At 65.0% G+C, this 16,042-nt stretch carries 20 protein-coding genes; 15 read left to right on the forward strand and 5 right to left on the reverse strand.

Annotated features, from left to right (window positions below; all coding sequences use genetic code 11):
• The first annotated feature begins 37 nt into the window (after positions 1–37).
• The 8 genes from ACSFC5_RS01170 to ACSFC5_RS01205 all read left to right on the forward strand — a co-directional run bounded on the left by ACSFC5_RS01170 (position 38) and on the right by ACSFC5_RS01205 (position 5,755).
• Positions 38–508 carry a DUF7994 family protein gene (locus ACSFC5_RS01170; protein WP_440763438.1) on the forward strand — a complete coding sequence of 157 codons (471 nt, stop codon included), beginning with the start codon at positions 38–40 and terminating at the stop codon, positions 506–508.
• Positions 509–578: 70 nt separating this feature from the next.
• Positions 579–1,196, forward strand: a complete 618-nt coding sequence (gene engB, locus ACSFC5_RS01175) for a GTP-binding protein EngB (RefSeq protein ID WP_440763439.1) — start codon at positions 579–581, stop codon at positions 1,194–1,196.
• Positions 1,197–1,359: 163 nt separating this feature from the next.
• A complete protein-coding gene (locus ACSFC5_RS01180; protein WP_440763440.1) occupies positions 1,360–1,644 on the forward strand; it encodes a WNWW family protein in 285 nt (94 codons plus the stop codon).
• A 109-nt stretch (positions 1,645–1,753) separates the two neighbouring features.
• Entirely contained in the window at positions 1,754–2,467 is a 714-nt protein-coding gene (locus ACSFC5_RS01185; RefSeq protein ID WP_440765003.1) for a TetR/AcrR family transcriptional regulator, read from the forward strand.
• Positions 2,464–3,942, forward strand: coding sequence for an MATE family efflux transporter (locus ACSFC5_RS01190; protein WP_440763441.1), 1,479 nt, complete (start codon positions 2,464–2,466; stop codon positions 3,940–3,942). The genes ACSFC5_RS01185 and ACSFC5_RS01190 overlap by 4 nt, the downstream gene beginning before the upstream one ends.
• Before the next feature lie 70 nt (positions 3,943–4,012).
• Positions 4,013–4,900, forward strand: a complete 888-nt coding sequence (locus ACSFC5_RS01195; protein ID WP_440763442.1) for a polyprenyl synthetase family protein — start codon at positions 4,013–4,015, stop codon at positions 4,898–4,900.
• Positions 4,901–4,910: 10 nt separating this feature from the next.
• On the forward strand, positions 4,911–5,249 hold the full coding sequence (locus ACSFC5_RS01200; protein WP_440763443.1) for a hypothetical protein: 339 nt from the start codon (positions 4,911–4,913) through the stop codon (positions 5,247–5,249).
• Positions 5,250–5,323: 74 nt separating this feature from the next.
• Positions 5,324–5,755, forward strand: coding sequence for an SHOCT domain-containing protein (locus ACSFC5_RS01205; RefSeq protein WP_440763444.1), 432 nt, complete (start codon positions 5,324–5,326; stop codon positions 5,753–5,755).
• Positions 5,756–5,890: 135 nt separating this feature from the next.
• On the opposite strand, the gene ACSFC5_RS01210 is transcribed toward ACSFC5_RS01205, so the two are convergent.
• Complete coding sequence (locus ACSFC5_RS01210; RefSeq protein WP_440763445.1) at positions 5,891–6,349, reverse strand: response regulator; 459 nt, start codon at positions 6,347–6,349, stop codon at positions 5,891–5,893.
• Between the two features lie 233 nt (positions 6,350–6,582).
• On the opposite strand from ACSFC5_RS01210, the gene ACSFC5_RS01215 reads away from it, so the two are divergent.
• Positions 6,583–7,881 (forward strand): MBL fold metallo-hydrolase, encoded by a 1,299-nt coding sequence (locus ACSFC5_RS01215; RefSeq protein ID WP_440763446.1) that lies wholly within the window; start codon positions 6,583–6,585, stop codon positions 7,879–7,881.
• A gap of 47 nt (positions 7,882–7,928) precedes the next feature.
• Here ACSFC5_RS01215 and ACSFC5_RS01220 read toward each other — a convergent pair whose 3' ends face one another.
• Positions 7,929–8,423, reverse strand: a complete 495-nt coding sequence (locus ACSFC5_RS01220) for a TIGR03668 family PPOX class F420-dependent oxidoreductase (protein ID WP_440763447.1) — start codon at positions 8,421–8,423, stop codon at positions 7,929–7,931.
• Positions 8,424–8,513: 90 nt separating this feature from the next.
• Between ACSFC5_RS01220 and ACSFC5_RS01225 the strand changes: the two genes are divergently transcribed.
• The 3 genes from ACSFC5_RS01225 to ACSFC5_RS01235 are packed head-to-tail and all read left to right on the forward strand — an operon-like array spanning position 8,514 to position 10,444.
• The gene (locus ACSFC5_RS01225; protein ID WP_440763448.1) at positions 8,514–9,728 is read left to right on the forward strand and encodes an MFS transporter; all 1,215 of its coding nucleotides are present in this window, start codon (positions 8,514–8,516) and stop codon (positions 9,726–9,728) included.
• A 40-nt stretch (positions 9,729–9,768) separates the two neighbouring features.
• Positions 9,769–10,029: an AbrB/MazE/SpoVT family DNA-binding domain-containing protein gene (locus ACSFC5_RS01230; protein ID WP_440763449.1), complete on the forward strand. Its 261-nt coding sequence runs from the start codon at positions 9,769–9,771 to the stop codon at positions 10,027–10,029.
• Between the two features lies 1 nt (position 10,030).
• Positions 10,031–10,444, forward strand: a complete 414-nt coding sequence (locus ACSFC5_RS01235) for a hypothetical protein (RefSeq protein WP_440763450.1) — start codon at positions 10,031–10,033, stop codon at positions 10,442–10,444.
• 34 nt (positions 10,445–10,478) lie between these two features.
• Here ACSFC5_RS01235 and ACSFC5_RS01240 read toward each other — a convergent pair whose 3' ends face one another.
• Positions 10,479–10,988, reverse strand: coding sequence for a cupin domain-containing protein (locus ACSFC5_RS01240; protein WP_440763451.1), 510 nt, complete (start codon positions 10,986–10,988; stop codon positions 10,479–10,481).
• A 95-nt stretch (positions 10,989–11,083) separates the two neighbouring features.
• Between ACSFC5_RS01240 and ACSFC5_RS01245 the strand changes: the two genes are divergently transcribed.
• Positions 11,084–11,875, forward strand: a complete 792-nt coding sequence (locus ACSFC5_RS01245; protein WP_440763452.1) for an HpcH/HpaI aldolase family protein — start codon at positions 11,084–11,086, stop codon at positions 11,873–11,875.
• Positions 11,876–12,018: 143 nt separating this feature from the next.
• Here ACSFC5_RS01245 and ACSFC5_RS01250 read toward each other — a convergent pair whose 3' ends face one another.
• Complete coding sequence (locus ACSFC5_RS01250) at positions 12,019–12,414, reverse strand: DCC1-like thiol-disulfide oxidoreductase family protein (protein WP_440763453.1); 396 nt, start codon at positions 12,412–12,414, stop codon at positions 12,019–12,021.
• A 164-nt stretch (positions 12,415–12,578) separates the two neighbouring features.
• Between ACSFC5_RS01250 and ACSFC5_RS01255 the strand changes: the two genes are divergently transcribed.
• A complete protein-coding gene (locus tag ACSFC5_RS01255) occupies positions 12,579–13,826 on the forward strand; it encodes a hypothetical protein (protein WP_440763454.1) in 1,248 nt (415 codons plus the stop codon).
• A 15-nt stretch (positions 13,827–13,841) separates the two neighbouring features.
• Here ACSFC5_RS01255 and ACSFC5_RS01260 read toward each other — a convergent pair whose 3' ends face one another.
• Positions 13,842–15,326 carry an HNH endonuclease gene (locus ACSFC5_RS01260; protein WP_440763455.1) on the reverse strand — a complete coding sequence of 495 codons (1,485 nt, stop codon included), beginning with the start codon at positions 15,324–15,326 and terminating at the stop codon, positions 13,842–13,844.
• 375 nt (positions 15,327–15,701) lie between these two features.
• On the opposite strand from ACSFC5_RS01260, the gene ACSFC5_RS01265 reads away from it, so the two are divergent.
• Positions 15,702–15,998, forward strand: a complete 297-nt coding sequence (locus ACSFC5_RS01265) for a hypothetical protein (protein ID WP_440763456.1) — start codon at positions 15,702–15,704, stop codon at positions 15,996–15,998.
• Positions 15,999–16,042: the final 44 nt, after the last annotated feature.

The raw sequence follows: 16,042 nt of genomic DNA on the forward strand, positions 1-16,042 counted from the left end.
CCGATACGATTTTATGTCAATGGAACGTAATTCGTTCATGTACCGACGGCTCGCACCGTGGTTCGGTAGCCTCTTGCTGACGCTGATCGCGGGCTTTCTCGCCGTTTTCGGACGCGACGCCATCGCGGACCCCGTTATCGCCGTCCTGCTTTCGGGGCTCGTCGCCGCGGCGGTGCTGTCGATCGTCGGCGGTACCGTCGAGTCGATCACGGTTGGCCCGCGGACGCTCCCGTGGAACGTTCTCCTCGGTACCGCCGACGTCGTCCTCGCCGTCGTCGTCATCCTCTCGAGCGTTCGAGCCCTCGGCACCGGCGGAACCGATGCGGGACTCTTTGCCGTCGCGGCGAGTATCGGCGGGCTGTCGCTCGCCTGGTTCGGTCTCCAGACTGCTCGGAACAGCCGCCACGTCGACCTCGAGCCCGCGCCGTCGCGGGCGAGAGTCGTCGGGCTCGCGGGACTCGCGATCGCCGCGCTGGTGGGCGGAACGCTCATCGCAATACTCGTGTGACGTCGGGGTTGCGACCGCCGCGGGGACTTCATTCACGGAGTATAAACCCGGGACGCACCTACGACGCCCTATGTTCGATACCCGTCCCGACCGCGAGGCCGAGGTCGTCCTCGTCGGTCGCTCCAACGTGGGCAAGTCGACGCTCATGCGCGAGTTGACCGGCCACAGCTTCGACACCGGCGGCAAACCCGGCGTCACTCGCGAGCCGAACCACTACGACTGGGCGCCCGAGGACTTCGTCATCACCGATCTGCCCGGCTTCGGCTTCATGAGCGGCGTCCACGAGGACCACCGCGAAGAGATCAAGACCGGCATCGTCCACTATCTCGAGGAGTACGCCGACAACGTCCTCGTCGCGGTGCTGGTCGTCGACGGCAAGAGCGTCATCGACATCATCGACCGCCACTCCGGCCCCGACGAGATCCCCTACGACGTCGAGATGTTCCACTTCCTGCGGGAACTCGACGTGCCGACCGTCGTCGCCGTCAACAAGATGGACAAGGTCGACGACCGCGACGAACGACTGAACGACCTCTGTGACCGCCTCGGCTTGCTCCCACCGTGGAAGCAGTGGCAGGAGACGATCGCTCCCATCACCGCCAAGAACGGCCAGATCAGTTCGCTCGAGGAGGCCGTTCGCGACCACCTCCACGAGCAGAACCGGGACGATCTGTTCAAATTCTTCTAGAACTGCGACGCGCGTCCGCGGACGCCGCACACTCCTTACCGGTCGTCGGCCCGCTCGAGCCGTCCTCTCGACCGCCGGAATCGGCGTTTCCTCGACGCTACTCGAGAGTTGCCCCGGTACCGACGCTCGAACAGTCAAGTAGGTCGAAGCCGTACGTTCGTCCGTGTTTATCGACCCCGGAACACTCGAGGTCCGTCTGCGCGACGAGTTCGGCGGCACGATGGGCCAGTCTCGCGTCGTCGTTCGGCAGGCCGTCGATCTCGCGGACTCCGGCCAGTATCAGGCCGACGTCGGGGCGACGCTGACAAACGACGTCGTCATCGAGGAGCTTTCGGACGCGCCCGACGGTCCCCCAACGGATCGGTGGAACTGGTGGATCGGCTCGCTCGAGATCGCTTACGGCGGCTACGGCCAGTTCGGAATTCGTCGATATCAGAATCAGGAGTGAGGGTTCGATCGTGCAGTTTCGAGTGGCATCCCCTTCGAACCGAAACATCTTTTCCCGCCCCTGACTGACTGGTTAGTCAGTGAGTGCAGACGACACGCGGGACGCGATCATGCTGGCGACCTACGAAGCACTCTGCGAGGAGGGCTACAGTGATCTCACCGCCCAGTCGATCGCCGACCGAACCGACCGCAGCAAATCCGCGCTCTTCTACCACTACGATTCGCGCGAGGCTCTCGTCGCGGACTTCATCGAGTACCTGATCGAGGGGTTCGACGCGCGGGTCGAGCGGACTCGTGCCCGGCCGCCGCTCGAGCGACTCGCGGCGTTCGTCGACTGGTTCCTTGCCGATCCCGACGACGACGAGTTGGCGTTTCACACGGCCTTCCTCGAACTCCGAGCGCAGGCGCCGTACAACGACGTCTACCGCGAAAAGCTCCGGGAGAGCGACGATATCCTCCGGACCGCCGTCGAAGAGATCCTCCGGGACGGGATCGACGCGGGCGTCTTTCGAGCGCACGATCCGGAGTCCGTTTCGGCGCTCTTGCTGGCCTCGTTCGACGGCGCGCGGATCCGCCAGTTCACGCTCGGGCGCGACGAGTACCTCGAGACGGTCAGAGCGGAGACCGTCGACCGCGTCCTCGCGGACGTTCTTGCGCCCGACGTCGAGTTTCCCGACGAGGCGAGCTTCGAGTTCCCGCGCGACGATCGGCTCGTGGACGACAAAATGGCGGACGAAGCGACGAACGAGACGGAAAGGGAACCACACGCGGAGAGCGATACCGAGAATACAGCGTCGAACGCGGAGGGTGATCCCACCGAATGAGCGACGCAACGGACCGGTCGGTCGACGTCACCGACGGCGAACTGTTCAAGCCGCTCATGGTGCTGTCGGCGCCGATCGTCGCCTCGCAGATCCTCAACGTCGGCTACAATCTGGCGGACACCTACTGGGTCGGTCGCCTCGGCGGAGACGCCATCGCGGCGCTGTCGTACTCCTGGGCGGTCGTCTTCCTGATGATCAGCGTCGGCGGCGGCCTCACCGTCGCCGGGACGGTCCTCATCGCCCAGAACAAGGGCGCGGGGAAGATCGGCGCGGCGAGCCATCTCGCCGGCCAGACGCTCTCGTTCGTGACGGTCGTCGCGCTCGCATTCGCCGCCGTCGGCTACGTGCTGACGCCGTGGCTCATGCAGATGGTCGGCGCCGCACCCGGCGGCGACGCCTACGCCTACGCCGTCAGCTACACCCGGATCATGTTCGTCGGCATCGTGTTCATGTTCTGGTTTTTCATCTTCGACGCGCTCTCCCGCGGCTGGGGCGACACCAGAACGCCGCTCTATCTGATGGCCGTCAGCGTCACGCTCAACGTGCTCATCGACCCGTTCCTGATCCTCGGATTCGACGGGAACCCGCTGTTCGCCTGGGTCGGGGCGACTGGCCTCGAGTCCACGCTCTATGCCGCCACCGGCTTCGACGGCTGGGGCGTCGACGGAGCGGCGGTCGCGACGATCTTCTCCCGCGGCATCGCGGCCGCAATCGGCCTCGCGCTGCTGTTCACCGGTCGAGTCGGGCTCCAGCCCTCGCTCTCGGATCTCTGGCTCGACGGTGAGACGGTCCGGCAAATCCTCGACATCGGCGCACCGATCGCGACCGAGCAGGGCTTTCGCGCGTTCGGGATCACCGTTCTGACGGCGATCATCGCGCTCGCGGGCACCGAAGCCGTCGCGGCCTACGGGATCGTCACGCGCCTCTCCTCGTTGCTGTTCATGCCCGCCTTGGGGCTCGCCCGCGGCACCGAGACGGTCGTCGGCCAAAACCTCGGCGCCCAACAGATCGACCGCGCCAAGCAGGCGGTCACACTCAGTTCGATCGTCGTCGTTTCGGTGTTCGCGGTCGTCATCGCCGTCGCCTACCAGTTCGCCGAACCGATCGTCTCGATCTTCATCGAGGCGGGGACCGAGGACGCCGATCAGGTGATTCAGTACGCCGCAGCGTACATCCTCATCGCCGGCCCCTCCTACGTCTTCCTCGGCGTCTTCCAGATCCTGTTGGGCGGACTCCGCGGCAGCGGTTCCACCCGAGCCGCGATGGTGCTCTCCGTACAGGAGCTGTGGCTCTGGCGCATTCCGATCGCAGCCGTTGCGCTTATGCTCCTCGACATGGGCGTCGTTGGCGTCTGGTACGCCGTCGCCATCTCGTACGTCCTGTCGACGATCACCACCGCGGCCTGGTTCCTCCGCGGAACCTGGACCGACGACGTCGTGACCGACGAGTCGCCGACGCCCACACCCGGTGATTGAGGTGACCGAACACGATTTCCACCCCAGCTGACGACTCGGTCGCTCGATTCCCGACAGTCCGGGCGCCGACTTGGCGCCGCGGATTCGCACGGTCGCCGTCGAGTCCGTTCCGGCGCGGGACCGGTCGCTCTCCGCCGCGTTGTGTACCGTTGCCGGCGAAGTCGGCTTCGAATCCGAATCCGGGGACGATCCGGCGACTCCGGGCGCGTTCGCGGACGTTCTCGAGCCGGTCGTCACGGCGGTCACGCTCCTCGAGGGCTACGTCTCGCTTCGACTGACGCTGATGAGCGCCGCCGGGGGGCTGGCAGATGGTGGTGGGCCGGCGGTCGACCGCGACGACGCCATCCTCGCGAGCGACTTCCTCCACGCCGGCGCGTACGCGACGCTCGCCGAGACGCCGGTGTCGGACCGGCGGCGTCTCGAGCTGTATCGCCTCCTGCTCGAGGGATCGACGACACTTACCCAGCAGTGTCTGGCTCGCATCGACGCGGCCGAGCCCGTTGCCCCGGGCGAACGCGTCGATACGGACCAGCGCACTGACCCGGCTGCGTGCGCTGATGCGGACGAGACCGTGGACGATCGCTTCGAGGTGGCAGCGACGCTTGCCGAAACTGCGGGAGCGATCGGTGCGGCGACCGTCGGCGCCTCGACCGAAACACGGACCACGCTGCGCCGCTATAGTCACGCGATGATGACCGCACTCGCGTCCCAGTCGTCGGCCACGTCCGACGACGACGATCCCCGGGCGAGCGCCGCTCGCATGCTCTTCGACCCGACGTGCCAGCACGCGGTCGTGACCGACGAGGAACTCGCGTACGCGACGCCGGCCGTCGAGCGTTCGCTCGAGCGAGCGCGGACGGCACTCGAGGCGCTCGTCGACGACGCCGCCTGTACCGACGTCTCGTCACCGCTCGGTCGACTCGAGCGTGCGACGCGGGTTCCGTTCCACCGGGAGTGAGGATCGACCGATGAGTGAGCTCTCGAGACCGATCTGGCCCGCCTATCCCCTGTCGGCGTTCGTCGCGGGGCTCGGCCACTGCTATCTCGGTCAGTGGAAACGCGGGGCGATCTGGTTCGCGTGCTACGCGCTCGCGCTCGCCTTCCTCTCCGCCCGGACGCTGTCGGGTGCGCTCGACTTCGGCGAGCCGTTCGTCGTGACGGCGCTGCAGTTCGAATCGGTCGCCTACATCGATGTCGCGGTTCCGCTCGCCGTGTTAGTGATCTGCCTACTTGATGTCTACCTCATCGGACTCACGAGACGGACGGCCGCGAAGACGACCCCGCCGCCGGCGTCGAACGGTTCCTGAGGCCGGTCTCGAGGGCCGGTCCGGTAGCCGACCGATTGCTACACCTTTTTCTCCGTGTGAGACGAACGACACGTATGGCTCGTCTCGGGACACTCCTACTCAAGGGGGCCGGAGCCCTCCTCCTCGCGTTCATCGCACTCAGCGTGATCGCAGCCGTCGTCAGTATCGTCCTCTCGATCGTCGCAACCGTCGTCGCAGCCGTCGTTGCGCTCGCGATTCTGGTCGTCATCGTGCTGTCGGTGGTCGGTCTCGCCTCGCTGTTCCGCGACGACGGGGCAACCGTCGACGCGGCGTACGGCAGCGAGCGTTCGGATCGGTCGACCGAACGCGAGGCACCGGCGGACCAGCTTCGCTCCCGGTACGTCGACGGCACACTCAGCGATGACGAGTTCGAGCGCGAACTGGATCGACTGCTCGAGGACGACCTCGGCCGGGGAAACGGGCTCGGCCGCGATGGCTCGAGCGCTCGCCAGTCGACCGATCGAACGCGTCTCCGGGATCGCTAACGATCGGCGTCGTCTGCGACGATACGCACTGTCGAACGCTCCGTTTCGAACAGCACCCTCGTAACCCGCGCAGTCTGCTCTGCCCGTAAAAGGGCCGGTCTCCGCAGTCGCGAGCGGCGCGAAAACGTTCGAGTGCTACAGTTCGGGTGGTGGTGAGCGGATAACGCTGAGCCAAAATAACTCGAACGAGCGCACGAGTGAAATAAAGTCGTCGGGAGTGACCGGCTTCGTGAGATAGGCGTTTGCTTCGAACTCGGACGTTTGGATGAGCTCTTCGCCGATGTCGGATCCCGTTAGTACGATGATGGGAATCTGCTTCAACGCCGCATCCGCTTTCATCGTACGGAGGACTCCGTCGCCAGTCGCTCGGGGAAGATACCAATCCAGTAGGACGATGTCCGGTCGCGGAGCGTCCGTGAACTCGCCGCGCTGATATACGAAATCGAGCGCCTCCCGGTGATCTGTAGCGACGTGGAGCGTATTCACGATGTGTGCATCCGAGAACAGCTCTTTTACGAGCCGAGCGTCTCCTGGATTATCCTCGACCAGGAGGATCTCCACCTCCCGACCGGGAGCGGAGGGTTGAGGATCCATTAACCAACGTATGTTGGTAAAGCGTTTAAGTATCTCGGTTGGTCAACTGCTCGATCTGCGATGTAAACGGACTGCAGTCACCGTAGAGACCGTCCTTAAACTACGTCTCGAGTCCCACAACAGAATCGCACGCTCGAGAGCAGCCGCCGATCCGTTGACGTCGGTGACGGAGCCGCCGCGACCGAGCACCGAGAACCGATGGAGGAAAACGGCTCGAGAACCGACCTTCCCCAATGAAACTCCGTTTTCTCGGCGGCGCTCGCGAGGTGGGTCGTAGTGCGATCCTCGTAAACGACGCCCTTCTCCTCGACTTCGGGATGCTGACGGCCAACCCGCCGCAGTTTCCGATCGAGACGCCGACCCCCGAGGCGGTCGTCGTCTCCCACGGCCACCTCGACCACGTCGGCGCGGTGCCGGCGCTGCTCTCGGGCGACGCCCGGCCGCCGATCCACTGGACGCCGCCGACGTACGAGCTGACGATGACGCTCGCTCGAGACACGCTCAAACTCCACGGGGGATCGTTTCACTGCCCGTTCACGGAAACCGACCTCCGACGCGTCACGCAGGTCTCGCAAACCCACGGCTACCGCGAGACGTTCGAGGCGGCCGGCCACTCGGTGACGTTCTACAACGCCGGCCACATTCCGGGCAGCGCACACGTCCTCGTCGACGACGGCGAGACCCAGCTCCTCTACACGGGTGATTTCCATATCGACGAGCCGTCGGGCGCGAACGGAAACGTCGCCTCGAATCGGGGGGATAGCCCCGACGACCTCGTCAGCGGCCAGCGACTGGTCGCGGGCTCGAGCGAGCGCCCCGAGGCGGACGTCGTCCTCTGTGAGAGCACGTACTCCGACGTCGAACACGAGGACCGGGCCGTCGTCGAGGAGCGGTTCGCCGAGAGCGTCGAGACGACGCTCTGGGAGGGCGGCACGGTCGTCGTCCCCGCGTTCGCGATCGGCCGCACGCAGGAGTTGATGCTCGTCTGTGCGGCTCACGACATCCCCTGCTACGTCGACGGCATGGGCAAGGAGGTGACCGAGATGCTCCGCCAGCACCCCGGGTTCGTCCGCGATTCCGAGGCGTTTCGGCGGGCCGTCTCCCACGCACGGTTCGTCACCGGTCACGATGGCCAGCGCAAGCGGATCGTCGACCAGACGGCGGCGATCATCACCACCAGCGGGATGCTCTCGGGCGGCCCGGCGATGACCTACATCCCCGAAATTCGCGGCAATCCGACGAACAAGATCGCGATGACGGGGTATCAGGTCGAGGGGACGCCCGGTCGCGACCTCCTCGAGACCGGCCGCGCCGAGATCGACGGCCGCGTGATGCCCGTCAGCGCACAGGTCGAACAGTACGACTTCTCCGCGCACGCGGATCGAAGCGGTGTGCTCGAGTTCCTCGAGTCGTACCGCGAGAGCCCGGTGCTCGTCAACCACGGCGACCGGTGTGCGGCGTTCGCCGAGGAACTGCGGGGGGAGGGGTTCGACTCGAGCGCGCCGGAACTCGGAGACGCCGTTTCGGTGTGATTGATCGAGGTGGCGCAACTCGAGCCGGTCGGCGATTCGCCGTTCAGCTAGCTGTACGCTTCGAGCGCACCCCACGAGAGGACCCTATCGACGCGAATCTCGAGAATCGGTCGGTCGTGCAGGTCGTGATCTCCGTACTGCTCGTACTTCGACTCGAGCGCGGCGACGCCGTCGCCGTGATTGCCGGTGGAAACGCCCATCGAGGCGTCCCCGTCTTCGTCGGGCTCGCTCGAGACGACGCGGGCCCGGCCCCGGACTTGCACCCATGCGAGACGCGACCAGTCCTCACTGTACCGGTCGACGAGTAGCGCGACGCGCGGATTGGCTCGGACGTCGCGAACGCGCTGGAGCGTCCGCGACGACTTCGGCTTCTCGTCGATCGCCGAGACGATTCGGAGGCCGGATCCGTCGTCGTGGTTCGAGTGTGGGGGCTCGAGAATCGCGAAACAGATCGGCACTACGTGGGGGATCCCGTCCTCGGTGGCCGTCGCTAACCTTGCGACCCGCGCTCGCTCGAGAACGGTTCGCTCTTCGGGTATCATACTGAACGAACGACGCGCGCGACAAAAGGACCCGGTCGTATCGACCGGGACGGCAAACTACTCGAACGTCCCCGCACTCGGTTCGCCCGAATGAGTCGCTCGAGTGCCGAGTACCGCCAGGAGTACGGCCTCGTCGCCGTCGCGGCACTGAGCTATACCTGCCTGATGTTCGTCTGGTTCTCGCTGCCGGCGTACTTGCCGGTGATCATCGACGATCTGGGACTCTCGAGCACGCAGGCTGGGATGCTCGCCGGCGCGGTGCCGTTGACCTACATCCCGCTCGCACTCTTTTCCGGGATCGCGGTCGATCGGATCGGCCCCGGACGGAGCCTCGCGGTCGGCGTGGTGATCTACGGACTCGCCCAGATCGGTCGCAGCGTCGCCCCCGGGTTTCCGTCGTTGCTCGCCGCGACGCTCCTGCTCGGCGTCGGCGCGACGGCGATCACGTTCGGCCTTCCGAAACTGGTCGGCGTCCTCTTTCCGCCCGCGAGGACCGGCCGGCCGTCCGCGATCTACCTCGTCGGGGCCTCGGCGGGGTCGGCGCTCGTGTTCGCGGTCGGCCGGCCGGTGCTGGGTCCGTGGCTCGGTGGTTGGCGACCGCTGTTCTTCTGGAGCGGCGTCGTCGCCGTCGTCTACGGACTGGGCTGGCTGCTCGTCGCCCGCCGCGCACGGATCGACGACCGGATGGCCGACGACGACTCCTTCTCGCTCGGATCGGTCGTCGCCGACCTCCGACTGGTGCTCTCGCATCGCGAACTCCAGTTGGTCGTCGTCGTCGGAACGATGTACCTGCTGCTCAACCACGGCCTGCAGGGGTGGCTGCCGACGGTGCTCGAGTCCCGCGGGTTCTCACCCGGGTTGGCCGGGCAGGCGACGAGCCTGCTGATCGGGGCCTACGTGGTCGGCGTGCTCACGGTGCCCGAACTGGCGGATCGGTTCGAGGCCCGCCGGCCCGCCCTGATGGGCTGTGGCACCGTCGCCTTCCTCGGCCTTCTGGGGGTGATCGCCGGCGACACTGGAGCGCTGGTCGTCGTCGGCATCGTCGTGACTGGCCTTGGAGTCGGCGGCGTCTCGCCGCTCATTCGGGCGATCCCGCCCGATCTCGAGGGGATCGGCGCGCGGCTCACGGGGACGGCGGTGGGCTTTATCTTCGCCGTGGGAGAGATCGGCGGCTTCTTCGGCCCGATGCTCATCGGCGTCTTCCACGACGCGACGGGGTCGTTCGTCCCCGGGCTGGCGGTGCTCGCAGGCGGGGCGCTGGTCGTCGTTCTCGCCGGAGGGGGGCTGCAACGACGGGCTGAATGACGTCCCCAACACTTTGGTATTACGGGACGTATTACTGGATATGAGCAAGAGTACGCGAGTGACGGAGAAGGGACAGGCGACCATCCCGAAGGAACTTCGTGAAAAATACGACCTCGACCCCGGTGACGAGGTCGTCTGGGTCGATACCGACGACGGGATCGTCGTGAAAAAGCGTACGCGAACCGATGCTCGAGGCCTGCTCGTACCGGACGAGACGCCGAAGGAGAAGCGCGAAGCGATCGGTGAGGAACTCACACAGCGCGTTCGTGACCGGCGCGATCGAAACTATGAGGAGACTTGACGTGACGACGCCGACGTACACGGCCGATGCGGTCGCGTTGCTCGTGTATCTGGTCGACGGACTTCCGGAGCGTGCTGATCGCGTGTTCGCACAAGCAGAGGCCGGCGAAGCCGTTATTCAAGCGCCGAGTACGGCGCTCGCCGAAGTGTTTTACGCGGTTTCCCGGGATAAAGACGTTCGTGGAGTGCAGTTGACGGGGACGCCCGAGGATGCTCGGCAGGCGCTCGTCGCGAACGGTCCGATAGCTCTTGCTCCAATCGACGATGACGAACTCGTGGAATATGCGTCGGTCGTCGATGCGTTCAGTATTCACGACGCACTGGTCGTCGCGAGTCATTCCGCTCGAGAAACCGACGCCGTGATCACGTCCGACAGAACCATCCAGGACGCTGGAGTCGAGACGATCTGGAAGTGACTCGGTCAGTCATATCGCGGTGCTAAATTTTCGCTCACTTGAGAGACAGCGTCGCCGCACAGTCCGGGCACTCGAACTCGACATCCTCGTCGCTCGAGATTCGCATGTGACCCGCCTCGCAGTCGGGACAGCTCACGTCCCTGTCCTCAAGGACGGGAATCCGAGCGATACGAATATCCTCGGTGTTCCGCGGCGCGCCGAGTGCGAGGGCTACGACTTGCTCCTCGCCGTCGTTTCGGCCGGACTGGAACTCGCCGGGCGCAAAGCGGATGACCTCGTTTTCGGCGACGGTGATTTCCGCGGAGTCGCTGCCGGGGCCGTCCGAGGGCACCTCGAACGTCGCTTCGCCCTCGAGAACGACGAACACCTCCTCCTGATCGAAGTGGGCGTGGACGGAGCCGCTGAAGCGCTCGCCGGACTCGAGGACGTAGCGCGTGATCGCGACGTGGTCGGTTCCGAGGGGTTCGGATAGGGGGCGTCGATCCGCGTGTAACTCCTCGTCGTACGGTTTCGGCTTTAGATCGCCGATCTCGACGCGGTTCATGGGTGCCGTTCGACGTGTTGGCACAAAACCGTTTTTGGAGCGATACGACTGGTCCTTCCACGAAGCATTATCCCGCTCGCTGGTGTCACCCGCCTATGGCGACGTCACCACGCACCAACTTGCTCCGACGGACGCTCGAGGACGACGCCGTCGCGCTCGGCATCCTCGAAAACACCTACAGTCCCACCCTCGTCGAGTTCTACGGCGAACTCGGGCTCGACTTCGTCTGGATCGACCTCGAGCACGCGGGGCCGAGCCCGTTCGACGGCGACCGACTCGAGGACCTGCTCCGCGCGGCGACCGTGACGGGCACGGAACTGCTCGTTCGATTGCCCGAACCCGATCCGGGGATGATTCGGAAGGTGCTGGACGCCGGCGTCCGAACTCTGTTCGTCTCACGGATCGAAACGGCCGAAGAAGTCCGTCGAGCGGTGGAAGCGTCCCGATTCGAGTACGACGGCGATCCCGGCAAACGAGGGTTCGCGAGCCCCCGCGCGAGTCGGTGGGGGACGACCGACGACTACGCCGGCACCGAGGACGACGAGGTCGTCGTCGGCGTGACGATCGAGAACCCCACTGCGGTGGCGAACATCGAGGATATTCTGGCGGTTCCGGAACTCGGGTTCGTCTTCGCCGGCCCGCTCGACCTCGCGGTGTCGCTGGGCCATCCTGGGGAGCCGACCCACGAGGCGGTCGAGGAACAGATTGAGGAGATTCGGGAAGCGGCACTCGAGGCCGACGTCCCTCTCGGCGGCCTCGGCTTCGGGATGGACGACGTCAACGAGAAGGCAGCGTCCGGGTATCAAATGCTGAATTTGGGGAGTACCACCGGCGCACTACAGGGCGTCGTCCGGTCGTGGTTGAACGAGTACGAGGGACTCGAGTAACGTGCGCGCGGCGCTCGCGTAGTATGAGCGGCTCATTCGCGTAACGTGAGTAGCTCGCTCGAGGTGCTATAGATGCGCAGACCGGGGCTGTAATCGCTGGCGGATCGGATCTCCGAAGAGCGTCGGTACCGGCCGGTTCGAACTCAGCGATCGCCGTCGGTCTTCCGGCGCGCCGGCGGCGTCTTCGACAGCACCTGACCCCACTTGTCGCGGTTGTCCGCCACCTGCCGGTAGCCCCACTCGCGAATCTGGCCGTAGTCCTCGAAATTCCGGAGGAAGCCGATCGCGTTGCCGACGGGACCGTTCTCGTCGTATCGGCGCAACGCCTCCTCGATCGACGCGCCACAGGAGTACGTGCGCTCGTCGGTCAGGAGGTGCGAACACTCCTCGTAGCGCTCCGGGAGCCGTTCCCGCAGGTCCGGATGGTCCGACAGGTCGCTGAAACCGACGATCCTGATCTCGGTTCGGTCGTCGAAGTAGTCGGCCCACCACGTACAGAAGCCGCAATCGTCGTCGTAGACGAGGGTCGGCTCGATCATGGGTCGACGTACGTCCTCGAGACAGTAACGTTTGGCCCGCATTCGCTCGCGCCGAGAGCGCGTTCCCGAGACCGAGATACTCGAGCGGGGTCGACACCAACAGCGTGGACGGCGACCAATCGTCTCGCCAGAACATTATTGGTGTCCGTGACTAATCGAGATGCATGAGTAGTGCGGCGCGGCCGCTGTCCGAACCGCAGGTGCTGGCCCACACCAAGCAACGGCTCTTTCCGGCGGACGAAGACGGCGGGCAGTCCTACGTCGTGGCCGACACGCAGTTCTCGAAAGACGAGTGGCTCCCCGGACGGCCCGTTACCCCCGCTGTTCGGGAGTGTCTCGCGCCGTTCAATCACGTCCGGATCGGCGGCGGCTATCCCGATCTGGTCGGTGTGCGTGCGCTCGAGTCGGACCTCCTCGCGGTCGAACGAGTGGGCGACGAGCCGCCGCTGATCGCCATCGAAGCGAAGGGGGAGACGAGCGGCGGCGTCGATACCCAGCTCGGAATCGTCCAGGCCTACGATCGGCTCCACGAGGCCAACGCGGCGTACCTCGCCGCGCCGGCGGCCGCGATCACGGCGACCGATCGGACGCTCGCGCGGGAGCTGAACGTCGGCGTGCTGGGCGTGGATGCGACGGGTGGCGTGGACGCGCTCGAAGTCCCGCGAGTCGTCGGGAATCGGACCTCGAGCGAGGCGACGGCGCTGCGGTTTCAGGCCGGCGCGCAGGGCGTCGCGAACAAATCGTTCGGCCTGAACCACCCGAAGAACTACCTCGGCTATCCGCTGGCCCACTACGCGGACGGCGACACCGACGCGTTGCTCTCGGAGTACGAAGTCGTCAGCGCCGTCGAGAGCGCCAGACAGGGAGCCGCGTTTCTCGGACTGATCGAAGACGGTCCGCGCGGGATCGAACTTACGTCGCTCGGCCAGGAGGTCGTCCGGTTCGCGAACGCCCGCCGTGGATCCGTCGAGAGCGCACTCGAGGAATTCGAGGACTGGTACCGATCGCGAAAACGGTTCGTCGACCTCGCACCCGAGTGGGGTCAGCTGGCCCGTCGGGTGGTGTTCGAGTATCCCGCGACGGAGCTACTCGTCACCGAGTTGCAGGTCATGCACGACGACTGGCAGCCGGAGCCGTCGCTCGTGGATCTCGTCGAACACCTGCACGCGGTCCATCCGACCCTTACGGTGGAGCTGTTCGTTCGCGGTACCGACGACGTTCGGCGGCGGGTGTTGACCGAAGACGGAGACCTACGGCGCGAGGCGCTCGCGGACGGACACGTCTACCACTCGCCGACCGTGTTCCAGCTAAAAGCGATGCTGTACCACACCGGGATTCTGACCGAGCGCGGGCGGGAGCCGCATCGGCTCGAGCCGAGGGAAGACGTCTGGGCGCTTCGAGAGCCGGTTTGATTCGACCACCCGCTGCTATGAGGACTCTTCGATCGATTCGAACCCGTATCGCTCGCGGTGTGCCGCCAGGAATTTCGCGTGCGGTCGTTCGTCCTCGGTATTCGGCACCGTGATCGTCTCTCCCTCGAGGCGCGAAAACTCCTCGTAGCCTTCGAGGCCCGGTCGATCCGCCACGAGAATCCGGTACTCGTCCGACACGGAGAGCCAGCCGGCGTCGAAGGCCCAGTGGTGCAGTCGACAGAGCGCGAGCCCGTTTTGAACGATATCGCGGCCGTCGTCCCGTTTCGGATAGATGTGTGCCGCCTCGATGTCGACGGTTCCGGCGGGAGACTCCCGAGACGTTCCGCAGATCGCACAGCGAGAGTCGTAGGCCGATTTGACTCGACTCGCGAACGCACTCGACCGCACGCGTCGTTGGGTTTCGGTGAACTCGGCGTCGTCGTCGGTCAGCGCCGGCTCCGAGTCGTCTCCACTCGCTGTCTGCACCCCACTCGCGCGGCCGCCGTCGGTGACCGACGCCGCGACGGTCTCGAACTCCACTGGATGGTCGAACGCCAGCCGCTCCATCGTGAACTGGTAGACCATTCGCTCCTGATCGTCGTCGAAGACGTATCGGGCATCGACGATAGCTACCAGTCCCTCGTAGCGGAGTTCGCTGCTGTCTGCGGGCTGGTAGAAGAAATACACCGGGACGGTCGATCCCTCGGCCTGTCCGAGCAGCGCCTTGTTCGCTCCGGTCGGCGACTGATCGCCTTTCGAGGGGACACCCTCGCCGATATAGGTGAAGCGTTCTCCCCCGAGATCGTCGCCGTACGGGCCGTCCTCTCGAGCCTTGACGATAATGTACGACAGCGCTCCGTCGTCGTCCGTTCGCGGACTGATTCCCTTAACGTACGAGCCGAAGCTGGTGTCGAACGCCGACTCGAGTTCCTGTTGTGTGTAGGACTCTCCGCGCTCGAGGGTTGGACCGTCGGATGCGAGTCGCCGAGCCAGGTCTCGGCCGCTGTCCGTCAGGGAGTTCATCCCATCAGACCGCTCGACGTAGCCGAGACTCTGCAGCCAGCCTCGGTGCTGGGCGGGTCCCGAGGGGTCGCTCCAGCCGATCTCGGGATGGTCGTCCGCGATAGCCGCGCCCAGTTCAGCGTCAGTCTTCGGGCCGTCGAGCAACGCCTCGAGCGCGGTTTCGAAGCCGCGGACGTTCTCGGCGAGCGCGTCGAACAGCACCTTCGGCTCAGTATCAGCTATCCACTGGATTCCGCGTTCGGTCAACGCCACTCGCTCCTCGTCGACTGTGAGTAGCCGGATCGACTCGAGAAAGCGGAACCGATCGCGAATGCCGTCGTCGCTCGTCGCTCGCGTGTTCGATTTCACCCACTCGAAGAGTGCAGCCTCGTCCGGGTTTTCGGTGAGAACGTACGTGAAACACCGCTCGAGAACAGCCGTGTAGTTCCCCGCGCCGCCGAAGAATCGAACTGCGATAGTGAGTTTCTCCTCCCCCATCTGTAAGATCTAACAACGGTACTATTGCGAAACGGGTGGTATAAATTGAGTGGCAGAGAGTGAGCCACGAGTGAAATCGTTTTCCGGTCCGAAGCGCGATTTCTCGGCTCAGGGGGACCAATACCACGTGATCCGTTTTTGTATAATAGCACCATCAGTAATAATTTCAATCGGGTGTCTTTTCACGATACCCTACCAGTAGGGTGTATGGTTACACGACGTACTGTTATTCGAGGCTGTTGTGCTAGCGCCATCGTTGCGCTCGCCGGTTGCGCGGATGAGGGGGATGATTCGACGACCGCGACCGCATCGTCCGGCGGTGGTTCGGATTGTAGAACCGTTACCGAAACGAGGGAAGAAACGATATATGACGAGATGCAGTCCGTCAGTGCCGGTGGGACGCTCACGTGGAATCCCGACTTGGAGCGTGGGGACCAACTGACCATCGACGTTACCGAAGTCGATGGTGCACGCCCTGCACTCGAGGTGGAGGACTCAGCCGGAACCGTGATCGCAGATATCGGCCCCAGCAGCAACATTCGACGGACGCTCAGTATCGATGCCGACGACCGGTACTACATCACGCTCGAGAACGAGGCGGTGTTGACGTCGGGACAGTGGGATATCGTGCTAACGCTCGAGCGGGAGTACGAAGAAGAGATCTGTGACTAGGGCCAGATGCGGTCGAAACCGCGAGCAGTAGCACTGTTGCGCTA

The organism is Natronorubrum marinum, assembly GCF_052040125.1.
GTDB lineage: Archaea > Halobacteriota > Halobacteria > Halobacteriales > Natrialbaceae > Natronorubrum.